We start from the raw sequence: 21,804 nt of genomic DNA on the forward strand, positions 1-21,804 counted from the left end.
AAGACGACGAGGTTGATAGGTTCGGGGTGGAAGCACAGCAATGTGTGCAGCTGACGAATACTAATCGGTCGAGGGCTTATCCTAAACACGTTTGCATGGACCCATACATCCGGCAGACAACAGCTAAAAAGGTTTCAGCAAACCTAACTTTCGTATCCAGTTTTCAGCGTGCAAATACGCTACGTTTGGTGGCGATGGCGGAGGGGAACCACACGTTCCCATACCGAACACGACCGTTAAGCCCTCCAGCGCCAATGGTACTTAGACCGCAGGGTCTTGGGAGAGTAGGACGTCGCCAAGCACGAGAGACCTATCGCATGTGATGCGATAGGTTTTTTTGTTGTTTATGCGTTATGATAGAGCTATATGGAATGAGGAGGCGTTTCTTAGTGGCAAAGCAAATTGAAATTAAGCATATGACTATGGAGCATTTTTATGACAGTATGGCATTATCGCAATTTGCATTTCAGTATGAGAGATCAGCTGATGAACTTGAAAAATCTAAGGAGCAGTTTGAATTGGAGCCTGCAGTAAGGTATGCGGCGTATGTCGATAATAAATTTGCAGCGCAAGCTGCAATACTGGAGCTTCAAACTTACATAGGCGGAGAAACTTTTGAAATGGGAGGGCTTGCCGGGGTTGCGACATGGCCAGAGTATAGAAGGCAAGGATTAGTAGCTCAAATCATAAATCAAGCGCTTCTCGAAATGAAATCCAAGGGCCAGTTAATTTCATTTCTGCATCCTTTTTCGTTTGGTTTCTATCGTAAATTTGGCTGGGAGACTTATACCGAACATAAAACTTACATGATTAAGTCAGAGCAGCTGCCTGCGAGAACTGCTTACGAGGGCAGGATTGAGCGATTTGATGGCGACTATAGCATAATAAGTGTTATATACCATGCTTATGCATCAAAGTATAATGGTTCGTTGGTGCGTACGGAGTTATGGTGGAAATATAGAATTGGGAAAAGAAAGCCTGGGCAGATCGGTCTGTATTATGATAAAGCCGGCGATGCGATTGGCTATGTGATTTATGAAGTGAAAAATAGCCGATTATCGGTCCATGAGCTCATATACTTAAATGAAGAGGCAAGAGGCGCATTATGGTCGTTTATTTCGCAGCATGATTCAATGATCAATGAGCTCACCATTACGGTACCATCGGATGATCAGCTTCCATTTTTATTGTCTGATCCGAGAATTAAGCAGGAGATCATTCCTTATTTTATGGCGCGTGTCGTGGACGCAGAGAAGTTTATTGACCGCTATTCCTTTACGGCATCGAATGCCAACGAACAAATTCCAATACGGTTAATCGATGAGCAAGCCACTTGGAATGACGGCTGTTATTTGCTCCAAATAGATACAGCTGGCAAAGGTGTTTTTACCCGTTTGGACGAAAATGCTGCCATAGAAAATGCATTAAAAATGGATATTGGGTCTTTTACAACGATGCTTTTAGGGTACCTGAGGCCAACCGAACTCGCCCAATTTGCACGAATTGAAGGAGATACTGAGCTGATTAAACGCTTACAAGATCGTATTCCCGAACGAACAACGTATTTACCCGACTTTTTCTAAAGAAATACCATTCAGCGAGTCTTCCAAATGGAGTATAAAGTGGATGTAACAAAGCTATTCATCAGCCTTGACAGCCTATACCCCCTCTGCTAATATTGCTAATAATATATGTGAGACGTACTTAAATTAAGGGAGGAACATACTCGTGTGGGAAACGAAATTCGCCAAAGAAGGGCTAACGTTTGACGACGTCCTGCTTATTCCGCGTAAATCAGAAGTGCTGCCTAGAGAAGTTGACATCTCGATTCGATTAAGCGAGAACATTAAGCTAAACATTCCGCTCATTAGCGCTGGCATGGACACCGTTACAGAAGCCGCATTGGCGATTGCAATAGCGCGTGAGGGCGGTATCGGCATTATCCATAAGAACATGTCGATTGCGCAGCAAGCAGAGGAAGTAGACCGCGTAAAACGTTCGGAGAGCGGTGTAATTACAAATCCATTCTCGCTTACGCCTGATCACCATGTTTATGACGCAGAAGAGTTGATGGGAAAATACCGCATCTCAGGCGTGCCGATTGTTGACCAAGATAAGAAGCTTGTCGGCATTTTGACCAATCGTGATTTGCGTTTTGTACATGATTATTCCATTAAAATCAATGAAGTCATGACTCGCAATAACCTTGTTACAGCACCTGTAGGCACTACGCTTCAGGAAGCTGAAGTATTGCTTCAGAAACATAAGATCGAGAAGCTTCCACTCATCGATGAGTCGAACACGCTTAAAGGTCTTATTACAATAAAAGATATCGAAAAAGCGATTCAGTTCCCGAACGCGGCTAAAGATAAGCATGGTCGTCTGCTTTGCGGAGCAGCGGTAGGGATCTCGAAGGATACAATGGATCGTGCGGAAGCCCTGGTACAATCAGGTATTGATGTACTTGTTGTCGATTCGGCGCACGGCCACCACATTAACATTTTGGACGCAGTTCGCAAGCTTCGTGCTGCTTACCCGGATCTTACGATTATTGCGGGTAACGTTGCGACAGGAGAGGCTACACGTGATCTTATTGAAGCTGGCGCATCTGTAATTAAAGTCGGTATCGGTCCAGGATCGATTTGTACGACTCGTGTCATTGCAGGTATCGGTGTTCCACAAATTACAGCAATTTACGATTGTGCATCGGTAGCTCGTGAATACAACATTCCGGTTATTGCAGACGGTGGTATTAAGTATTCTGGTGACATCACGAAAGCTATCGCATCTGGAGCAAGCGCGATTATGATCGGAAGCTTGTTTGCAGGCACAGCCGAAAGCCCTGGCGAAACGGAAATTTTCCAAGGACGCAGCTTTAAAGTATATCGCGGCATGGGCTCGATCGGCGCTATGAAAGAAGGAAGCAAGGATCGTTACTTCCAAGAAAACGAAAGTAAGCTTGTTCCTGAAGGTATTGAAGGTCGTGTTCCTTACAAAGGACCGCTTGCGGACACGGTTCATCAGTTGCTAGGCGGCTTGCGTTCCGGCATGGGCTATTGCGGTACATCCTCACTGGACGAGCTTAAGAATGAAACGCAATTTGTTCGCATTACAGGATCTGGCCTTCGCGAAAGCCATCCTCATGATGTGCAAATTACGAAAGAAGCTCCGAACTACTCTCTATAATTTACATTTATTTAATAGGAATGAACAAGGACAGGGAAAGCGATCGAGTCGCTATTCCTTGTCTTTTTTTATGAAGGATTACTCATTCTTCTAACGCCTTGAAGAGGTTTAATTGTTAGGGTTTGATATGTTACAATTAACAACGGACAAACCAAGTGGGAAAAGGGGAGACGACGTTGAAGGAAATGGTAAGACCGGTTCGGTTAAAGTCGGTCATCGCTGCAAGTTTGGCGGTTTGGATGGTAATGCTGTCGCTTGGTTCTGCGGTGGCGCTGGCGAATGGATACGAAGGAAGACCTAGCACGGAAAATTCTTTAGGCTTGCAGGTCAAAGCAGCTATTTTAATTGACGCGGAATCCGGTCAAGTTTTGTATGAGGTTAATTCAGAGGAACCGCTTCCTGCGGCAAGTATGACTAAGCTAATGACGGAATATATCGTACTTGAAGAAATTACGAATGAGCGTCTATCCTGGGATGATGTAGTGACAACAAGCGAAGAAGCTGCCTCTACGCCGCCGGATGGCTCATCCGTATTTCTAGCACAAGGCGATCAACATACGGTTAGAGATTTATATAAAGCGATGGCAGTAGGCTCAGCTAATGATGCAACGATTGCTCTAGCTTCTCAAATTGCGGGCAGCGAACAAGGCTTCGTAACCAAAATGAATGAAATGGCGGATAAACTCGGACTTAAAACGGCCATTTTTACAAGTGCAACGGGACTATCGGAGACTACGGTGATCTCTGCTTCCGAAATGGCCAAGCTGGCTCAAATCATTTTGAACGAACATCCGGAGTTTTTGGAATATTCGAAGCTGCAGGAATATGAATTCCGTGAGCGTGACGAAAATCCTATCGTTAACATCAACTGGATGTTGGGCACGAACGTAAATCAAACAGGACTTAAGCATTTAGCCTATGAAGGCGTTGACGGAATGAAGACAGGCTTTATCAATTCAGCCGGCTACAACTTTACGGGCACGGTTAAACAGGGCGAACAGCGCTTTATAAGTGTTGTTATGGATACAGCAACCAAGTCCGCCCGTTTTAACGAAACGGCAAAGATGTACAACTACGGTTTCAGCACTTTTGAGAAAAAGACGGTGCTTCCGCCAAAATCCGTGGTAGAAACGGTACAAACGGTTAAGATTAAGAAGGGTAAAAAGAAATCCCTTCCGGTAGTAACGGACAAGGATATTACTTTCATGGTGAAAAAGGGCTCAGAGCCTAAGATCGAGGTTGTAGAGAGCAAAGTGAAAACCGAGGACGATCTTGTTGCTCCAATCCCGGTAGGCACAGTAGTTGGAACGGTTACCTACAAGTATACGGATGCGGAAACAAAGCAAGAATTGAAGCATACCGTGAACTTGATCACGACTGAAGACGGACAAAAAGCAGGTTGGTTCCGTTTGATGTTCCGCGCTATCGGCAATTTTTTTGCAGGTTTGTTTAACGGAATCGTCAATTTGTTCTAATCCGAGTAATGAACATGGAAATAAAGTAAATCAAGGCTTGTCGATTAATCTTGGTTCCTGTAAAATCAATGGTTAGAACAACTGCGGTAATATACATTTTAATGGATGAAAATAGGAGGATTTCAAGCATGGAAACAGGTACATCGCGCGTAAAACGCGGCATGGCAGAAATGCAAAAAGGCGGCGTCATAATGGACGTTATGAGCGCCGAGCAAGCGAAGGTAGCAGAAGCAGCAGGGGCAACAGCGGTAATGGCACTTGAGCGCGTCCCTTCCGAAATTCGTGCAGCTGGCGGAGTCGCTCGTATGGCTGACCCGACAATTGTAGAAGAAGTTATGAAAGTCGTTTCTATTCCAGTTATGGCAAAGGCTCGTATCGGGCATTATGTAGAAGCTAAAGTGCTCGAATCACTGGGCGTTGACTATATCGATGAGAGTGAAGTGCTTACGCCAGCCGATGAAGTGTTCCACATCAGCAAGAATGAGTTTACGATTCCATTCGTATGCGGAGCGAAAGATCTTGGAGAAGCTTTGCGCCGTATTCAAGAAGGAGCTGCAATGCTTCGTACGAAGGGTGAACCAGGAACAGGCAATATCGTAGAGGCTGTTCGTCACCTTCGTCTAATCAATGGTCAAATTCGTAAAATTCAAGGCTTGTCGAAGGACGAGCTTTATCATGAAGCTAAAATTCTTGGCGTAGCTTATGAATTGCTGCTTAACGTACATGAGACTGGCAAGCTTCCAGTGGTTAACTTCGCAGCAGGCGGAGTAGCTACACCTTCCGATGCAGCTTTGATGATGCATCTTGGAGCAGACGGCGTATTCGTTGGATCCGGTATTTTCACATCGGAAAACCCAGAGAAATTCGCTCGTGCAATCGTTGAAGCAACTACTCATTATCAAGATTACAAGCTAATTGCTGAAGTATCGAAAAACTTGGGAGCTGCTATGAAGGGGATTGAAATTTCCAAGCTTAACTCTTCTGAGCGCATGCAGGACCGCGGTATCTAATAGTTGTAATATGCAGGTGCCGGCTTAGCGCGTATAGCGCTGCCGGCCCTTGCCCGTAAAGGAAGGCGATTATAGCAATGAAGATAGGCGTACTGGCGCTTCAAGGCGCTGTGGCAGAACATATACGAAGCTTAGAATTGGCGGGCGCAGAGGCGGTCGCCGTTAAGCGGGTTGAGGAGCTTGAAGAGCTGCAGGGTCTTGTTATTCCCGGTGGCGAGAGCACGACAATCGGTAAGCTGATGCGGAAATACGGCTTTATGGAAGCCATTGCGGATTTCTCTGCACAGGGCAAGCCATTGTTCGGCACTTGTGCAGGCCTTATCGTTTTGGCGGATCAGATTGAAGGACAAGAGGATGCGCATTTACGTCTCATGGACATGACGGTTGCCAGGAATGCTTTTGGCCGGCAGCAGGAAAGCTTTGAGACGGACTTGGATGTAAAGGGTATTGACGAGCCTGTTCGCGCAGTCTTTATCCGAGCGCCCTTGATCAAAAAAGTCGGTTCTGACGTTGAGGTATTGTCTACATACAGAGACGAGATCGTTACGGCTAGACAAGGACATCTTCTTGCTGTTTCGTATCATCCGGAGCTTACCGATGATTTTAGGCTGCATACTTATTTCGTTGACATGGTGAAGGAAGCAGCTGCAGGTAAAGAGTAGGATTTACAAAAATATTATAAAATCATTCCCTTCAGAGAGGGGCTTTTGAAACGTGCTGGATGTTAAATTGTTAAGAAATGAGTTCGAGAAAGTGGAGACAGCACTTCGCAACCGCGGGGCTTCACTCGATCTAATCGTTAATTTCCCTGTGCTTGATACGAAGCGCCGCGATCTTATTCAGGAAACGGAACAGCTAAAAAGCCGTCGTAATACGGTATCGCAAGAAGTAGCCAAGCTCAAAAGAACGGGAGAGGATGCCGAATCACTCATTGTTGAGATGAGAGAGGTTGGCGACCGGATTAAAGAGCTGGATGATGAACTGCGTGAGCTAGAAACGCAAGTGGAGGAGCTTACGCTAGCGATTCCGAATATTCCTAGCGATAGCGTTCCGATCGGTAAATCGGAGGAGGACAATGTAGAGCTTCGCAAAAACGGCGAAGTGCCTAGCTTTGACTTCGAGCCGAAGCCGCATTGGGAAGTTGCGCAAGCGCTCGGTATTTTGGATTTCGAGCGTGCGGCAAAGGTAACAGGTTCGCGGTTTACATTCTACCGGGGCCTTGGCGCGCGTCTTGAGCGTGCGTTGATTAGCTTTATGATGGACTTGCATAGCGATAAGCACGGCTATGAAGAGGTGCTGCCTCCTTATATCGTTAATCGCGACAGCTTGGTCGGAACGGGACAGCTTCCAAAATTTGAAGAGGATTTGTTCAAAATATCCGATTCCGATTATTTTCTAATTCCAACGGCTGAGGTACCGGTTACGAACCTCCATCGGGAAGAGATTTTGACGGCTGAGGAGCTTCCTAAGTATTTTGTGGCCTACAGCTCTTGCTTCCGTTCGGAAGCCGGATCTGCCGGTCGCGATACACGCGGCTTGATCCGTCAGCATCAGTTCAATAAGGTTGAGCTGATCAAACTGACGAAGCCCGAAGATTCCTACGACGAGCTCGAGAAGATGACAGCCAATGCGGAGAAGGTTTTGCAGCTGCTGGGCCTGCCTTACCGGGTTCTGGCGCTTTGCACAGGCGATATGGGCTTCACGGCGGCCAAAACGTATGACCTTGAAGTCTGGCTGCCGAGTGCAGGCACATATCGGGAAATTTCGTCCTGCTCGAATGTTGAGGATTTCCAAGCCCGTCGCGCAGGTATTCGTTTCCGCAGAGATACGAAAAGCAAGCCTGAATTCGTTCATACCTTGAATGGTTCTGGTTTAGCTGTCGGACGTACATTTGCGGCTATTATCGAGAACTTCCAACAAGCAGACGGGTCTGTGACCATTCCAGAGGTATTACGTCCGTATATGGGCGGAATCAGCTCGATTCCATCAGCTAAGCTTTAAAATTTTTTTGCCGCAAGGTCAAAATATAGTTGCATTTATATTTTGACCTGTGGTACAATATCTCTTGTGACAATTAAATGTACGGAGAGATACCGAAGCGGTCATAACGGGGCAGTCTTGAAAACTGTTAGGGTGCAAGCCCACGTGGGTTCGAGTCCCACTCTCTCCTCCATATTATTCTCAGAGTACATATGAACAAGCCCAGACGCTAAAGCGTTTGGGCTTTTTTTGTAATAGTTCCCCTCGTATAAAATAATGCCGCTTTTCGCATGTTATACGATGTGGAGGTGCTTTATTAAATGGGTAAATCAGATGAGCTGCAAATGAATCAAGAAAACCTGGCAGATGCTTGGCGGCAAACCTTGCCGGAGATGTTAAACAGTGCGGATCGCAGCAAGGTGCTGCCTGACGAGTCCGATTCCAAGTCACTGCGTGTGACAATTGAAACGGCGGGGCATCAAGCGTATTCGTTCGATTTTAAAGTAACTTATGTAGACAGCCGTGAGGTCAAGGTCGAGTTTATTGACGTAGAGAAGGACAAGATTTCAGTTGATGAACGCGGAGATGTCATTCAAGAGCTTATACAGGATTATACTAGACATTTGCATGAATGTGCGCAGGCGCTGCAGCGTTTGACGCATGTGTAGAGGAGAGAATAACCCATGACGCAAGCTAAGGGAACTGCCGATAAAAATTTGTCCAATGTGGTGGATGCTCTGGCTGTAGAGCCGGTCAATAGTCACCAGGCTCAGCAGTTGCAGCAGGACAAAAACGATCGTCGTCATCAGGATGCTTTAAATCATGATCAGCCCGCCAATTTAGAGCATCAGAAGAGTTAGCAAATGCTGAAGTTAAAATAAAACCCTTACTGGAGGAGAATGTGTATGTCAAAGCCAGACAGCGTACCCGTGCCGGAAAATCCTCAGAACATCAAACAGCAGCGAAATGGCGGAGGCGGACAGCAGGAGCCGTTATCCGGATCGAAGAAAACAAAGCAAAATAATCATGTGAGCCATAATAACCGTCAGGGGTAATACAATAATTCTTTGGCATTAAAATGAATGGATCAAACGTCCCGTTTCAGTCAGCTGAAACGGGATTTTTTGGATATAACTTCTAAAACGTGCTTTTTTAGTATAGAATGGAGGTGCTCATACAAAGATAGGGGAGGAACAAATTACATGAAAAAGTTTCAAAAAGTAGCGGTGCTTTTATTAGCCGTTATTTTGGTCGTTATTGCAGGCTGCAGCTCGGGCAAACCGCCGAAGGAAGCTTTGCAAGCGGCTATGACGAAGACCTCACAGGCGGACTCATATGCAGTAAAAATGTCATTTGGTTTGGATGAACTTGAGATCCCGCAGGACGCAGCCATGCAAGGCGATGCTGCTGCAACAGCTGCTATCGTAGGCATGATTAAGGATGCGTCGATTACCGTTGACGCCGTACATCAGAAAGACCCTATGCGCACAGATCTGAATATGGAAATCGTTATTCCGGGCGACATGGAAATGAAGCTGACGGTGCCGATGATCCTGACAGAGGAAACGCTGTACGTAAAGGTGCCGCAGATTCCAATGCTGCCTTTGCCTGAGACGATTACAGGCAAGTTCATCAAGATTGATCTAAAAGAGCTTGCAGAGCAGCAGGGCGCGGCTGAGCTTGATACAGCTGCCCAGCAGAAGCTAATCAAAGAGCTTGGCGAAGTGCTGCTTAAACATTTTGACGAGAAAACTTATTTCAGCGAGCCTAAGGCCGAAGATGCGGGTCTGCCGGCTGATATGAAAGCCGACCAAGTCGTTGCATTCGAAATTAACGAGAGCAACTACCCGAAAACGGTAGATACAATCGTTAATGAGGTGCTTCCTGAAGTGCTGAACGTGCTTCTGGCCAATGAAGCCACGCTTAAATCGTTGCAGCTTGAGAAAGCGGATATCGAGAAGTTCAAGACTGACCTTGAAACGAACAAAACAGAAATTTTAGATACGCTTAAAAATGATGTCAAAATCAACACGTTGAAGGCTACGGCTGCGATCTCGGATGGTTATCTTTCTTACCAGGCAGCTAAGCTGAACATTACCGCTTCGGATAAAGAAAGCGGTCAGAACATGAAGTTTGGCATTCATTATGACGTCACGTATTCTGATATCGGCAAAGCACCGAAGTTCGAGAATGAAATACCTACGGACGCGATTACGCTTGAAGAATTGACTAACATGTTCCAAATGCCGACTGGTCTATAATCACCCATAAAAAGAAGCAGCTCTTGGTATCCAAGCGCTGCTTCTTTTGTATTGCAATTCGTTAAACTCAGGCTGATTGCCAATAAGCAGAATATGCCCCTTATTCGCCACATCCACCTCCATGCCCGGGAATACCTTCAATCCTTCGATAAGATAATAATCATTCGTGTAGTCAAATGATAGTCCAGTTGATCCATCATGTCCGTAAAATTCAGCGTATTAAAATGTTCGGTCAGCGCCACGGCCTGCAGCCCGTTTTCCTTCGCTTCTCGAACCATCGAAAGGAAGTATTCAAGTGAAAAATGCGTTTTCTTCGAGAGCTTGCCGTGTGTATGCAAATCAATATTCATCATAAGTAGATAATCTCCATTCCATAGAAAGATTAGAAAGAAATAAAATGCCCAAAACCAACTAGCGCAATCATAAACAGCAAGGAGCAGCCGAGAAAAATAAAATCATGCGGTCGAACCTGCATATGAGAAATCTTCAGCCGTTTCGCTTCAGGGCTGACCAACGCATAGGTGAAGCCGCGCACCTCTAACGCTTCCACTGTCGTTCTGGTCCGCTTGGCCGTATTCAAAATGAGCGGATAAAAGGCGAAGACGCCGATTTTAGCCATATAAACAAGTGACCGCATATATAGAAAGCCTTTCTTTCGGGGTGCGCGACCTCGCAGCCGGAACGAGTGGATCAGATTATGGTACTCCTCAATCAGAATCGGAAGCATCCGGTAGCCATAAGAGACACCGAAGCTGAATTGCCCGGGCATTCCCATACTAAGCAGTTCGTCGCTGAGCTTCTCGGGGTCCATGCTGGAAAAGACAGCAATGCTGGCTAACGAGATAAGCAATATTTTTAACGTTAATGTCATGGGCGGCCATACCCCGGCCAGGCTTCCGCCGAAGAAGAGGGAGCCGAATAAAATGTAGCTGATTTCGCTGATGAGTCCGACGCCCATGATGATTAGGACAAGCGGACTTACCTTAGAGGACAACGTGAGCGCCAGCATCGGAATAAGCATGCCGAGCAAAATAGCTTTGTTATGAATAAACCATGGCGCTATGGCGAAAAAGGAGTACCAGATGAGCAGGATACGCGGATCAAAGCGCGACAGCAGGGTCGACTGCCTGCCGAAAGCGGTACGCATCAATTCAATTTTAATTTGTTCTACACTAAGCTTGTCGAGCATGCTTTGCTTAATGGCTTCCAATGGTATGGCCCTCCTTATCTAAATGTGATTTTTGGGTGGATAACTGTGCACCGGTAAAACGCGCCGTGAATTCAGCAACGGACAAGCAGGGCGGTTCAATGCCTAGCTGCTGGCTAAGCAGGGCAATTTGGGGTGCAACGAGGTACGGAGGAGGATATCGCGCTGGCGGTAGGCGTAAGCACAGCGACCGTATCGCGATTTTGGCGGACGATCGGCTTTTCCAATCTAAAGGCATTCAAGAAGCATTTGCTGCAAAACGAGCATGCGACGCCTGCGCACAAGATGAAACAAATTTTGAATAAGATGGAGCATGAAGAGGCGGATATCGTAAGTGAAATGCTGGAAATTGCTTCTGCGAATGTAGAGGTTACGTCGAAGCGGGTGGAGCGGGAGCAATTTTACAAGGCGGTTGAGGCCATCCATGCCGCACGGAAGGTTTATGTATTCGGTACGGGAGCGGCAGTTAGCTTAATAGAGCTCATACGCTTTCGATTAAACCGTATTAGCGTGCAAATCGAGGGAATGGCAGGCAGCGGAAGCGAGCTGCTAGAATCGCTTGTTCATGCGGGTCCCAATGATGTTGTGCTTATGTTTGGATTTGTTCGGCGCTCTCCCGATATAACCGTGCTACTTGAAAATGCACGCACAGCAGGTTATACGACAGTGCTTATTACCGATTTGCTCGTATCCGATATGCTGGAGCAGAGCGACCTGGTCCTTCAGGTCGATCGAGGCGAGCTGGAGGGCTTTCATTCGATGGCAGCGCCGGTCGCACTTATGGGATGCATTATCGGTCGCCGTAACGAAGCGTCGCGGGAAGCAGGCGCTTCAGGAACTGGATCGTTTACATGCGCTGCGGAAGAAATACGCTTCGCTTCTGCCTAAATAAAAAGACGCTGGAGCCCGATGGGCTCCAGCGTCTTTGCTTATAATATAAGAATTTATAAGTTTTGCGACAGCTGTTTACGCTTGTTATTTGAAAAAACGAATCGTCAATGGATAACGATAGCCATTGCCCTCGGAGGCGCGAATGGAAGCAATAATGGTAAACACGAGCCAGAATACAAATAATAGCGGCGTAGTGATAAAGCCGATAAGAACGAAAATAAGCAAGCCTGAAATAATGGTATAGATCGCGTTGCTGATCTGGAAATTAAGCGATTCCTTGCCATGCATATCTACGTAGCTCGATTGATCCTTCTTCATGAGCCAGATGACGAGCGGACCAAGAATGTTGCCGAGCGGAATAATCAAACCGCTGAATGCAAGCAGATGACAGAGCATGCCGTACGTTTTTTCCTCTTTGTGGAGCCCAAAGGGCTGATTCATCATGTGTTGCCTCCCTTATTTTATGAAAGATGTTAAATGGCTTTATGTACTTATACGTTGGCAAGGCTGAAAGATATGCATAAATATATGCTGGGATTTGGCGCTCGTATCGTGTTAGGGGAACAAACGATTTGAAAAAGGTTCATCCGTTAAGTTGAAAACAGGACTATCCAATCGTAGAAAAGCTCTACAATGGGACAATAAGCCCCGCACGTCAGCGAGACTTTAAAGGAAAGCACATTTCATTACCCCTTCTTCTATGAATCGGTGGATGCATGTTTCGCGAAGAGTTCGGAATTATAAGCGGAGATCTGTTTGTTTATTTCATTTCGTATGTATTCATGTGTCAGGGTAAGCCGATCTTCATAGCCGCGGCAATTGAAACGATAGGTTAGCTTGTTATGTGTTCCGTTATCCGTACATACGGCAATGCTTTTTGAAACCAGCAGCTGGGTGTTCGCCGCTAAATCTGCTTTCATTCTCAAAATGATAATGTCTGCGGCCTTAGCAAAGATCGCACGCAAGGAGCGGGCTTTTCTATCCAGCTCGCGCCTATTTCGTTCAACGACAACGAGTGCTAGGGGAAGAATAATGGATTTCTGTATAAGCTGAAGCTCTTCCAACGCAGGCGGATGGTAATGATTGTTTACCTTATATAACGGCATGGCCATTTGTAAATCACCTCATGCACATTATAGGGGAACAAACGTTCTGTAGTCAACCTATCTATATCATAAAGATTACAAAAAAACCTTCTACGACGACTGCGTAGAAGGTCTTATTATAATGACGACAGCTGCTTCTAAAAATATATGGCGCGCCCGAGAGGGCTCGAACCTCCCACCTAACGTTTAGGAAACGTTTGCTCTATCCGGATGAGCTACGGACGCGCAGCAAAATTAATTATAACATGCACGCTTTTAAGGAAGCAAGATTAACCAGCCCGGATTAGAGATTTTGCATTTATTGTCTAAATGAGTCTTTTTTCCTGGATAATTAGCAGGATAAAAAGTGCGGGAAGGCGAATAGTTGTAAGGACGATGAGCTCGAACGGCTGGAGGAATACCCCGTATGTACGAATACTTCAATGAACCTAACTCTTTTAGATTAGATTTATCCCCAGAACAAATGCTTAAGGTCATCTTTGAATATACCGCTAAAATCGCCAATGAGAAAAAGTTAGAAGCTGTTCTCGTCTTAATGGCGAATATGGGCAGGGAAATGGTCGTTGCTGACCGTTGTACGGTCTGGTTAATTGATGTCGCGCGTAATGAGCTGTTTACGGTAGTTGCACCTGGTATCGGAGAAATTAGAATACCTTACGGGAGCGGCTTAGTAGGGAATGCAATCAGTACCGGGCAGCCCATTTTTATCGATGATGCTTACGGTGACCCGAGGCATAATCCGGACAGCGACAGGAAGACGGGCTACCGGACAAAGTCGATCATGACCATTCCTTTCCGCAACAATCAAGGTGAGGTTATCGGGGCGTATCAAGCGATTAACAAGCTAACGAAAAAACAATCGTTCTCAACGCAGGACATGGACTATCTTACGCTTGCTGCAGCCTATTCAGGCAAATCCCTTGAATCCATTATGCTTCATGAAGAAATCATGGAGACACAGAAAGAAATTATTTTGGCTATGGGCAATATTGGCGAGGGACGCTCGAAGGAAACGGGTAACCATGTGAAGCGGGTTGCTCATTATTCTTATATTTTAGCAGTAGGCCTAGGCATGAGCAAGGTAGAAGCAGAGATGCTGCGAAGCGCATCACCGATGCATGATATTGGGAAGGTAGCTATTCCGGATGCGATCTTGCAAAAGCCCGGAAAGCTCACAGCGGAGGAATTCGAGCAGATGAAGGAGCACTGCACGATTGGCTACCAGCTGCTGAGAAACTCAAAGAGACAGCTCCTGCAGGCCGCAGCCATTGTGGCTTGGCAGCATCACGAGAGATGGGATGGAAGTGATTATCCGCAGGGGCTCGCAGGTGAGGAAATACATATCTATGGACGGATAACGGCGCTGGCGGACGTATTCGATGCCTTAGGCAGCGCTAGAGTATATAAAGAGGCGTGGCCGTTAGAGCGCATTTTGAAACTGATTAAGGAAGAGCGGGAGCGGCATTTTGATCCGCAGGTGGTTGATGTTTTTTTTCAGCAGCTGCCCCTTATACTCGAAGTGAGAGATCAGAATGAGGATCTGTTCGAAACGGAATAAAGATGAACGATAAGACCTTGGGGAAGGATGACGGCGGAGGGTATGAGCTGGAAGCAACGCTTGATATTTCTATTGTCGGAGTTGAGCGGGATGTTGCACAGGGGCTCGTCGAAGCGGCTCATCAGGTTTGTCCGTATTCGCGGGCGACTCGCGGCAATATTAACGTAGAGTTCAACCTGGTATAAGGAAAAATAAAGCTAACCTAGCGTATCAATACAAAAAATCCGGAGATCGCTCTCCGGATTTTTTACTTGCATGCAATATTAAGCAGAGACCTAGGTATGCAGCACAACCTCAAACCAAAGCTTATCATCGGGATAAGCTTTGGTTTGAATGGCTTTTAGTGAAGCGCGGGGGTAACGTGATGCGATATAGTCCCGCTCAGTGGAAGACAGCCTTAATTCCCTGATACGCACGGCGCCTGCAAAAGACTCCGAAAAAAATGACTCAAACGCCTCGATCCCAGTCTCCGTCATGCCAAGCCTCCGTTAGTGCTGTCGTTCATTATTTTAAAATGGATTGCTTGCCGGACAGCTCGATTGACTTCTGAACAAGCACGGACATCGCATCCACGCAATTTTTTGCTACTTCTTCCCGAATCGGAATGCATGATAATTCGGTGCATGCAATGATGACGCATTGGCACTCATCATGAGTTAGAAGATGGTTAATGATACCTTCGAATTCGGAAGGCTCTACAGGAAGATTTCGTTTAACCTTATTGTAGATAATGTCCATCACATGCTCTTGAACCGCTGCTTCCGGCTCATGCAGCTGCATATTGTACTGTTCGCAGCCCTTGCGGTAAACGCCGCTGCTAACCGTCCCGTTTGTTGCCAAAACACCGACTTTGCAGTGTTCACCGTAAGTATCGTAAATTTCCTTCAAGCTCTCATCTACCATGTTGATAATGTTAATGCTGGTCATCTGCTGCATTTCGTTATAAAAGTAATGCGAGGTATTACATGGTATTGCTATATTCGACACGCCGGATGCTTCAAGCAGCTTTAAATCCTTAGCAACCGCTTTTAGAAAAAGCTCGCCTCTGTTGCCCAATATAACTCCTGTTCGATCGGGCAGCGTGGCATGATTAAGGATGACCATATCAATATGGTCCTGATCGCGGTCCGCTGCTGTCTGTTCGATAATCATGTCGAAAAATACGGATGTTGCTTTCGGTCCCATCCCGCCAATGACGCCTAAGCTTTTAGCTTCCATTGTTCAACCTACTTTTATTGAAGTGTTAGTTGCATTTAATCAGTTCCCTATATTCTTTAGAGCACTGTTATTTTGTTTGTAATTTAATTTCTCGGACGATTTCTGCTTCGTTAAAAGGAATTTCTGTTTTCCCAATAATTTGCGTCGTTTCATGGCCTTTGCCGGCGATAAGGATTACATCGTCTTTTTTACTGATTTCAATGGCAAAAGCAATCGCGTCTCTCCGGTCGACAACAGCCTCGTAAGTACCGTTATAAGCTTCAACGCCCTCTATAATTTCACGGATAATCAAGTTGTTATCCTGCATCTTCGGATTGTCCGAGGTGATAACGGAAAAATCAGCAAAATTGGCAGCAACCTTTGCCATCGCTCTACGCTTCTCCGTGCCGGACTCTCCATCTGACGCATAAACGCCGAATACAAGAATGATTCTTCCCTTGGCGAACGGTCTTATCGTCGTCAAAGCCTTCTCCAAGCTGTCCTCGGTATGTGCGAAATCGACGATAATTTTAGTGTCTTCGTCTTGATAAACGACTTCTAGACGGCCTTTAATGCCATCGACAGCCAATATACCATCAGCGATTTGCTGCAGGCTGAATTGGTTGACGTATGCGGTTGCGACAGCCGCCAAACTGTTATATACATAAATCGTCCCAGGGAGATTCACCTTGATGGAGATGCTGCCCTTTGGCGTATTTAAGGTATAGGTAGTGTAGTCGGAAAAATAATTAATATCCGTCGCGTAGATATCGGCTTCCTGCTCAATTCCGTAGGTGAGAAGCTTTGGCGCTTTGTCCTTTAAACGCTCGATAAGAATCCGGCCGTATTTATCATCGGCGTTAATGATGTTGTAGTCCGATGTCATGTCAAACAGCTTCGCCTTAGCCTCGAAATACTCCTCCATCGTATGATGCAGCTCGAGATGATCCGGCGTTAGGTTCGTGAAAATTCCGGTATTGAAACTGGAATGGGCAACACGGCTCAGGTTAAGCGCATGCGAGGACACCTCCATGACGCAATGCTTCATGTGGGCTTGCGTCATTTCAGCGAAGATCTTCTGGAGATTAAGAGACTCGGGCGTCGTGTTTTTATTTTGGAACACCTTATCCCCGATAACCGTGCCTATCGTACCGATTATCCCAAGCGTGGTACCCGTCTGCTCGAAAATGGATTTGAGAAAATAAGTGGTCGACGTTTTTCCGTTCGTTCCCGTAATGCCAAGAAGATTCATTTGCTCCGTTGGGCGGTGATAGAAATTAGCGGCTAATCGCGCAAGCGCTTCTCGCGTGTCGGCTACCTGCAGAACGGTTACGTCAGCAGCGACAGGAACATCCTTCTCTACTATAATCGTGGTCGCTCCAAGTTCGATCGCCTTATCAATGAAACGATGGCCATCTACCGAAAAACCGGAAATCGCGACAAACACGCCGTTTGGCGCGGCCTCCCTGGAATCATAGGCAATTGAGGCTGCTTCTCTATGTAAATCGCCTTTCACGAGCTTATATTCAAGATCTGTAATTAAAGAGGTCAATAACATACGATCAGCTCCATTCTAGTGACCTGTTTCTGTCTGTTCGGGCTATTTTCTTAGAAGCTTTTTCGTTAGCTTGCCGCCGATAATAGAGGCATAGGAGAAGGCTGGCTTAGGATCCTTCCAATCCCAAATGGCATAAGCCTTTGGCTTAAACAACGATACGAATACCTGCCTCCAGGTCAACTGTCCAGTCTTGACATAGTCGCGGACCGCGAGCATGTCTTCATATCCGTACCAGAATACGCGGTTCGTATTTTCTTTGACGGCTTTTGGGGGAACTAGGTTGCCGCCTGTCAGCTCCTGATAGGTAATCCATGGAATGTTCACGCCAACCTTGTAGAGCAGGTTATTCAAGTTTGTAATCCGGCAGTTGACCTCGATTAAATAATAGCGGCCAGTCTCGGCATCCTTCTTGAACTCGATCTCCGCAAAGCCCTTCCATTTCATCTTCTCCAGAAAAGGAGCGCCAATGTCGAACAGCTCTTGCACGTATCTTTGACCAGTGTACACGGATGCCCCGAAGTTGATGGGATACTGGCGGAATTTCTGACAGGTTACCCAGTGTGTCACTTTGGAGTCCTGGTTTAAATAAGCGTCAAAGGTATACATATGATCGTCAAAGCCTGGAATGATTCGTTGCACGATGACTTCCAAATGGGCTTCCTTTGCTTTGGCCAAGGCTTGCTCAAGCTCCGCGCGGTTGTTCACTTTAAAAAGCTTTCTTCTGAATTTCGCAACGAAGGAAGGGGAGTCCGTCGGCTTAACGATACAAGGATATTTGATCGTTTGATCGATTTTCTCGAAAAAGTTTTCTTCGTTTACCCGGACGGTCTCAGGAACTGAAACGCCGTTTTCAAGCGCTAAACGCTGCAGTACTTCCTTATTCATCATATCTGAATAAATGCCTGGCACGTTTTGCGGAATGAGATAATGTTCTCTCAACTCCTCCAAATGCTCATCGATGACCTCAAGGTAGGAGTCATGGCAAGGTATAAGGACAGGAGGGGCGCTTTGCTTGCGAGCATACTCCTTCAAAAAACGAATAAATGCAGCCGTATCATCTTTATAATGAGGAGAGATTAGTCTCTCTGATGTATATTTTGAATCCGCGCCATAGGTATCTTTAGTAGAATAATCAACGGCAACCGTATGTACGCCGTTAATTCCCAAGCAACGAATGGTGCTTAAACCAATATAATAATTACAACCTAAAATAACTGCTTTGTTATTCACAAGGGCACATCCCGACATCCGAATTTATGTTCATTTCTATCACATTACGACTAATGTTTAAATAATTTTACTTCATACTTTCTTATAATACAAATGGATTTATCCTCATAATAGCGGATGGCAAACGGATTTTGCTTCCCAATTAAAAGGGGAAAAGCAAGAATAGACCGATGGTTTGCATACAGTCTCCGGTTTCATGAAAGGTCATGATGGCAAGAATATAAATTACCATATTATGATAGGTTTTTATAGTATAAAAGAACTATAAATTGGAATAATTAACTTCATTTTGTCGAATAATGCCCGAAAATTGTCTGCTTTCGTCGACAAGTTTTTACAAACTCCTTATTGCTCTACGAGTATAATAGAAGCATTACCACACGAGTGCTAGATAAGGAGCGTGCCCCGAAGCGAGCTATGGACAAAAAAAACTTGCTTAAACAATTGCAGTCGCTACGGCTAAAGCTTCATGAAATAGCCGAAGAACGCGGCAGCTTGACAGATCCGGATGTTCTAGCAATTAGCGAAGAGGCCGATCAGCTTATTGTTGCGTTACAGCATATACAAAGAGATGAGCTATCACATATTACGTTTCGACGTGATGACTTATAAAGGATACTATTTTACTCTAAGTTTACGGAAAAATTGCGTTAATAAAGATGCGCATTCAGGCTGCAAAATACCACTAGTGAGCTCCGTTTCATGATTGAAACGGGGCTCTTGCAATAAGTTCATGAGCGTCCCAGCACATCCCGCCTTTGGATCAGTTGTTCCGTATACAACACGTTTAACCCTGGATTGGACAATGGCTCCGGCGCACATTGGACAAGGCTCTAACGTGACATATAATGTGCAATCTAACAATCTCCATGCGCCGATGCGATCGCAGGCGTCACGAATGGCTACCATTTCGGCATGCGCGGTTGGATCGAACCGTGTTTCGCGTAAATTGTAGCCCCTTCCTATGATTTCATTATTTCTAACAATAACGGCTCCGATTGGAACCTCTCCGATTTGCTCGGCTTTTTTGGCTTCTTCTATGGCTTCTAGCATCCAATTCTGGTCTTCTTGCTCACTTGTCATAAGTTAAAACCCCTTTGCTTTTTATCATTATACAACGAACAAATATTCCGTTGTTAACATGTGGTGGATAACTTTGTGGATAACTAGCGGGATATGCACAAAAATGCTCACATTTTATTCAGAGCTGTGCACAATAACTGTTAGTAATGTGTATAAGTTGTTAATAAACACGTTTTTGTGTAAAAGGATGTGTCATACATTGTCGATTAAGATGAAATTCTCTGTCCTGATTACGCTTATCGTATTTACATTCTTCATATTACACCACATTTTAAGTGAATATTCGATGATGCATGACATGCGGGAGCAAGCTCGCCGTACGATGCATGATACCTCTATGCATATAGCTAATTCCTTTTCCGCCTATGAGAAGCATTCGGGACTCGGAATTCCCCTTGAAGACGGCGACCATTCCAGCCCCGGGCATCTTTTTGATATCGTAAAAACAATAATCCCAAATATAAAGGAAATTACGGTATTTGAGCAAGACACACTATCGGTTCCGTACGGCACGTATACCTATTTGAATACGATAAGTGAGCAGTCCGTTATAACCGAGGCGAAGAAAACGGGGTTTGAGCTGCGGAAAATGCAAATCAACGGGAAGCCTTATTTTCGCAGCTATTACTCAACTGAGAAGATGGGCAGGTATATCATAAGCGTAGTTTATGACGACGAGGGGTTTACACAGCTCATCAGTCAAAAACGCAATGATACGCTGATCTACACAGGGATAACGATGATCCTTGTACTCATCATCAGTTATTGGCTGGTTGGCGTTATGATTAGACCGCTAAAGGATATTTTATGGAAGGTAAATGAGGTTTCTTCCGCGCGCTTTCAGCAGCCCATTCGCATTAAGCGCAAGGACGAATTTGGTTTGCTTGCGTTAAAGGTAAATGCGATGTCGCAAAATTTGAGTATTTATATGAACAAGCTGCGAAGGGCGTTTGAGGAAAACCGGCGAATGAAGGAGCATTTGGAGTCATTCATAAATCATACGAGCGATGCGATTCATCTTAATGATCTGGACGGCAAGGTGATTCAGGTAAATCGGGCTTTCGAACAGCTCTTCGGCTACGAGGAAGAGGAGGTTATCGGGCTTATCTATCCGATCCTGCCGGAAACTCACCGGACGGAAATGAAAAATATGCTGAATCAGCTGTTGTTAGGGAAGGCGCTGCCTGCACAGGAGACGATGCGAATTACCAAGTCAGGCGAATTGATTCCCGTTAGCGTGACGCTTTCGCCTATCCGTGATTCTGATGGAACGATTCGAGCTTTTGCCAGTATTTCAAGAGATATGAGAAGCCGCAATAAAATGGAGGAGCTGCTGCGCAGATCGGAGAAGCTGACGACGGTTGGACAGCTTGCGGCGGGCGTAGCGCATGAGATTCGGAATCCGCTAACGACGCTGCGCGGTTTTTTGCAGCTCCAGCAGGAGAGCAAGAAGCTGGCGCTTTCCCATGTAACCCTTATGCTCTCGGAGCTCGACCGTATCAACCTCATCGTCGGGGAGTTTCTAATCTTGGCTAAGCCGCAGGCAACGAGATTTGTGACCAAGGATGTGCGGGACGTGCTGCAGGATGTCATTGCGTTAATGAATAGTGAAGCCCTTCTGCATAATATAGAGTTCTGTATTTCGTTGACGGAAGAAATTTGCCTGATTTCATGCGAGGAAAATCAATTAAAGCAGGTATTTATTAATTTGTTGAAAAACGCGATTGAAGCCATGCCAAGCGGTGGTGAGATCCACATCCATATCGGACATAAGAGGGAGCATATTTCAATTGCGATTACGGATGAAGGCATGGGCATTCCGGATGAAATGATTCCGAAAATCGGCGATCCTTTTTTTACGGGCAAGGAAACGGGTACTGGACTTGGCATAATGGTGACCCAACGGATTATTAACAGCCATCGGGGAACGATGGAGATCAAGAGCCAAGTGAATGTTGGAACGACCATACATGTTATGCTTCCTGCTTTGAAAGAAACAGGAGAGAGCGTTATACTGGAAGCATGAGCATGGAACCGGCTTCTTAGGGGTACGAGGGAGGGA

24 protein-coding genes, 2 tRNA genes and 2 rRNA genes are annotated in these 21,804 nt (G+C 45.7%); 18 read left to right on the forward strand and 10 right to left on the reverse strand.

The features are described 5' to 3' along the window. The 13 genes from RCO25_RS23895 to RCO25_RS23955 form a co-directional block, all read left to right on the forward strand. Positions 1 to 84, forward strand: a 23S ribosomal RNA gene (locus RCO25_RS23895); the annotation flags it as partial. 100 nt (positions 85 to 184) lie between these two features. Beyond that, positions 185 to 301: ribosomal RNA gene (gene rrf / locus RCO25_RS23900) — 5S ribosomal RNA — on the forward strand. A gap of 88 nt (positions 302 to 389) precedes the next feature. Further along, entirely contained in the window at positions 390 to 1,583 is a 1,194-nt protein-coding gene (locus tag RCO25_RS23905) for a GNAT family N-acetyltransferase (protein ID WP_308998629.1), read from the forward strand. A gap of 145 nt (positions 1,584 to 1,728) precedes the next feature. Then, positions 1,729 to 3,186 carry an IMP dehydrogenase gene (gene guaB / locus RCO25_RS23910; protein WP_308998630.1) on the forward strand — a complete coding sequence of 486 codons (1,458 nt, stop codon included), beginning with the start codon at positions 1,729 to 1,731 and terminating at the stop codon, positions 3,184 to 3,186. Between the two features lie 185 nt (positions 3,187 to 3,371). Continuing rightward, positions 3,372 to 4,661 carry a D-alanyl-D-alanine carboxypeptidase family protein gene (locus tag RCO25_RS23915; RefSeq protein WP_308998694.1) on the forward strand — a complete coding sequence of 430 codons (1,290 nt, stop codon included), beginning with the start codon at positions 3,372 to 3,374 and terminating at the stop codon, positions 4,659 to 4,661. A 128-nt stretch (positions 4,662 to 4,789) separates the two neighbouring features. Next, a complete protein-coding gene (gene pdxS, locus RCO25_RS23920; RefSeq protein ID WP_308998631.1) occupies positions 4,790 to 5,671 on the forward strand; it encodes a pyridoxal 5'-phosphate synthase lyase subunit PdxS in 882 nt (293 codons plus the stop codon). A gap of 77 nt (positions 5,672 to 5,748) precedes the next feature. Further along, positions 5,749 to 6,333: a pyridoxal 5'-phosphate synthase glutaminase subunit PdxT gene (gene pdxT, locus RCO25_RS23925; protein WP_308998632.1), complete on the forward strand. Its 585-nt coding sequence runs from the start codon at positions 5,749 to 5,751 to the stop codon at positions 6,331 to 6,333. Between the two features lie 52 nt (positions 6,334 to 6,385). Then, on the forward strand, positions 6,386 to 7,672 hold the full coding sequence (serS, locus tag RCO25_RS23930) for a serine--tRNA ligase (protein ID WP_308998633.1): 1,287 nt from the start codon (positions 6,386 to 6,388) through the stop codon (positions 7,670 to 7,672). An 83-nt stretch (positions 7,673 to 7,755) separates the two neighbouring features. Then, positions 7,756 to 7,844: transfer RNA gene (locus RCO25_RS23935), tRNA-Ser, on the forward strand. 127 nt (positions 7,845 to 7,971) lie between these two features. Further along, entirely contained in the window at positions 7,972 to 8,319 is a 348-nt protein-coding gene (locus RCO25_RS23940) for a hypothetical protein (RefSeq protein ID WP_308998634.1), read from the forward strand. Between the two features lie 15 nt (positions 8,320 to 8,334). Beyond that, a complete protein-coding gene (locus tag RCO25_RS23945) occupies positions 8,335 to 8,511 on the forward strand; it encodes a hypothetical protein (protein WP_308998635.1) in 177 nt (58 codons plus the stop codon). Positions 8,512 to 8,556: 45 nt separating this feature from the next. Continuing rightward, the gene (locus tag RCO25_RS23950; RefSeq protein ID WP_308998636.1) at positions 8,557 to 8,706 is read left to right on the forward strand and encodes a small acid-soluble spore protein P; all 150 of its coding nucleotides are present in this window, start codon (positions 8,557 to 8,559) and stop codon (positions 8,704 to 8,706) included. Between the two features lie 147 nt (positions 8,707 to 8,853). Then, entirely contained in the window at positions 8,854 to 9,912 is a 1,059-nt protein-coding gene (locus RCO25_RS23955; protein ID WP_308998637.1) for a hypothetical protein, read from the forward strand. A 137-nt stretch (positions 9,913 to 10,049) separates the two neighbouring features. Here RCO25_RS23955 and RCO25_RS23960 read toward each other — a convergent pair whose 3' ends face one another. Continuing rightward, positions 10,050 to 10,265 (reverse strand): hypothetical protein, encoded by a 216-nt coding sequence (locus RCO25_RS23960; RefSeq protein ID WP_308998638.1) that lies wholly within the window; start codon positions 10,263 to 10,265, stop codon positions 10,050 to 10,052. A 29-nt stretch (positions 10,266 to 10,294) separates the two neighbouring features. After that, complete coding sequence (locus RCO25_RS23965) at positions 10,295 to 11,122, reverse strand: energy-coupling factor transporter transmembrane component T family protein (protein ID WP_308998639.1); 828 nt, start codon at positions 11,120 to 11,122, stop codon at positions 10,295 to 10,297. A gap of 132 nt (positions 11,123 to 11,254) precedes the next feature. Here RCO25_RS23965 and RCO25_RS23970 point away from each other — a divergent pair, with 132 nt between their 5' ends. Further along, positions 11,255 to 12,007: a MurR/RpiR family transcriptional regulator gene (locus RCO25_RS23970; protein WP_308998640.1), complete on the forward strand. Its 753-nt coding sequence runs from the start codon at positions 11,255 to 11,257 to the stop codon at positions 12,005 to 12,007. Positions 12,008 to 12,094: 87 nt separating this feature from the next. On the opposite strand, the gene RCO25_RS23975 is transcribed toward RCO25_RS23970, so the two are convergent. The 3 genes from RCO25_RS23975 to RCO25_RS23985 form a co-directional block, all read right to left on the reverse strand. Beyond that, positions 12,095 to 12,454: a DUF4870 domain-containing protein gene (locus tag RCO25_RS23975; RefSeq protein WP_308998641.1), complete on the reverse strand. Its 360-nt coding sequence runs from the start codon at positions 12,452 to 12,454 to the stop codon at positions 12,095 to 12,097. 254 nt (positions 12,455 to 12,708) lie between these two features. Further along, on the reverse strand, positions 12,709 to 13,122 hold the full coding sequence (locus tag RCO25_RS23980) for a YhjD family protein (RefSeq protein WP_308998642.1): 414 nt from the start codon (positions 13,120 to 13,122) through the stop codon (positions 12,709 to 12,711). Between the two features lie 142 nt (positions 13,123 to 13,264). Further along, positions 13,265 to 13,341 (reverse strand) — tRNA-Arg (locus RCO25_RS23985). A gap of 181 nt (positions 13,342 to 13,522) precedes the next feature. On the opposite strand from RCO25_RS23985, the gene RCO25_RS23990 reads away from it, so the two are divergent. Continuing rightward, on the forward strand, positions 13,523 to 14,674 hold the full coding sequence (locus RCO25_RS23990; protein ID WP_308998643.1) for an HD domain-containing phosphohydrolase: 1,152 nt from the start codon (positions 13,523 to 13,525) through the stop codon (positions 14,672 to 14,674). Positions 14,675 to 14,676: 2 nt separating this feature from the next. Continuing rightward, positions 14,677 to 14,859 carry an OsmC family protein gene (locus RCO25_RS23995; protein ID WP_308998644.1) on the forward strand — a complete coding sequence of 61 codons (183 nt, stop codon included), beginning with the start codon at positions 14,677 to 14,679 and terminating at the stop codon, positions 14,857 to 14,859. A 90-nt stretch (positions 14,860 to 14,949) separates the two neighbouring features. Here RCO25_RS23995 and RCO25_RS24000 read toward each other — a convergent pair whose 3' ends face one another. From RCO25_RS24000 to RCO25_RS24015, 4 genes are all read right to left on the reverse strand, one after another. Further along, positions 14,950 to 15,150, reverse strand: a complete 201-nt coding sequence (locus RCO25_RS24000) for a hypothetical protein (protein WP_308998645.1) — start codon at positions 15,148 to 15,150, stop codon at positions 14,950 to 14,952. Positions 15,151 to 15,178: 28 nt separating this feature from the next. Then, on the reverse strand, positions 15,179 to 15,892 hold the full coding sequence (locus RCO25_RS24005) for an aspartate/glutamate racemase family protein (protein ID WP_308998646.1): 714 nt from the start codon (positions 15,890 to 15,892) through the stop codon (positions 15,179 to 15,181). 67 nt (positions 15,893 to 15,959) lie between these two features. Further along, a complete protein-coding gene (locus RCO25_RS24010; protein ID WP_308998647.1) occupies positions 15,960 to 17,429 on the reverse strand; it encodes a UDP-N-acetylmuramoyl-L-alanyl-D-glutamate--2,6-diaminopimelate ligase in 1,470 nt (489 codons plus the stop codon). A 42-nt stretch (positions 17,430 to 17,471) separates the two neighbouring features. Continuing rightward, the gene (locus RCO25_RS24015; RefSeq protein WP_308998648.1) at positions 17,472 to 18,659 is read right to left on the reverse strand and encodes a carboxylate--amine ligase; all 1,188 of its coding nucleotides are present in this window, start codon (positions 18,657 to 18,659) and stop codon (positions 17,472 to 17,474) included. 417 nt (positions 18,660 to 19,076) lie between these two features. On the opposite strand from RCO25_RS24015, the gene RCO25_RS24020 reads away from it, so the two are divergent. Beyond that, on the forward strand, positions 19,077 to 19,271 hold the full coding sequence (locus RCO25_RS24020) for a Spo0E family sporulation regulatory protein-aspartic acid phosphatase (protein ID WP_308998649.1): 195 nt from the start codon (positions 19,077 to 19,079) through the stop codon (positions 19,269 to 19,271). A gap of 6 nt (positions 19,272 to 19,277) precedes the next feature. Here RCO25_RS24020 and tadA read toward each other — a convergent pair whose 3' ends face one another. Continuing rightward, entirely contained in the window at positions 19,278 to 19,742 is a 465-nt protein-coding gene (tadA, locus tag RCO25_RS24025; protein WP_308998650.1) for a tRNA adenosine(34) deaminase TadA, read from the reverse strand. Between the two features lie 199 nt (positions 19,743 to 19,941). On the opposite strand from tadA, the gene RCO25_RS24030 reads away from it, so the two are divergent. Beyond that, a complete protein-coding gene (locus tag RCO25_RS24030) occupies positions 19,942 to 21,768 on the forward strand; it encodes an ATP-binding protein (RefSeq protein WP_308998651.1) in 1,827 nt (608 codons plus the stop codon). Positions 21,769 to 21,804 lie beyond the last annotated feature (36 nt).

The sequence above is a fragment of the Paenibacillus sp. LHD-38 genome (assembly GCF_031157315.1).
Lineage (GTDB): Bacteria > Bacillota > Bacilli > Paenibacillales > Paenibacillaceae > Pristimantibacillus.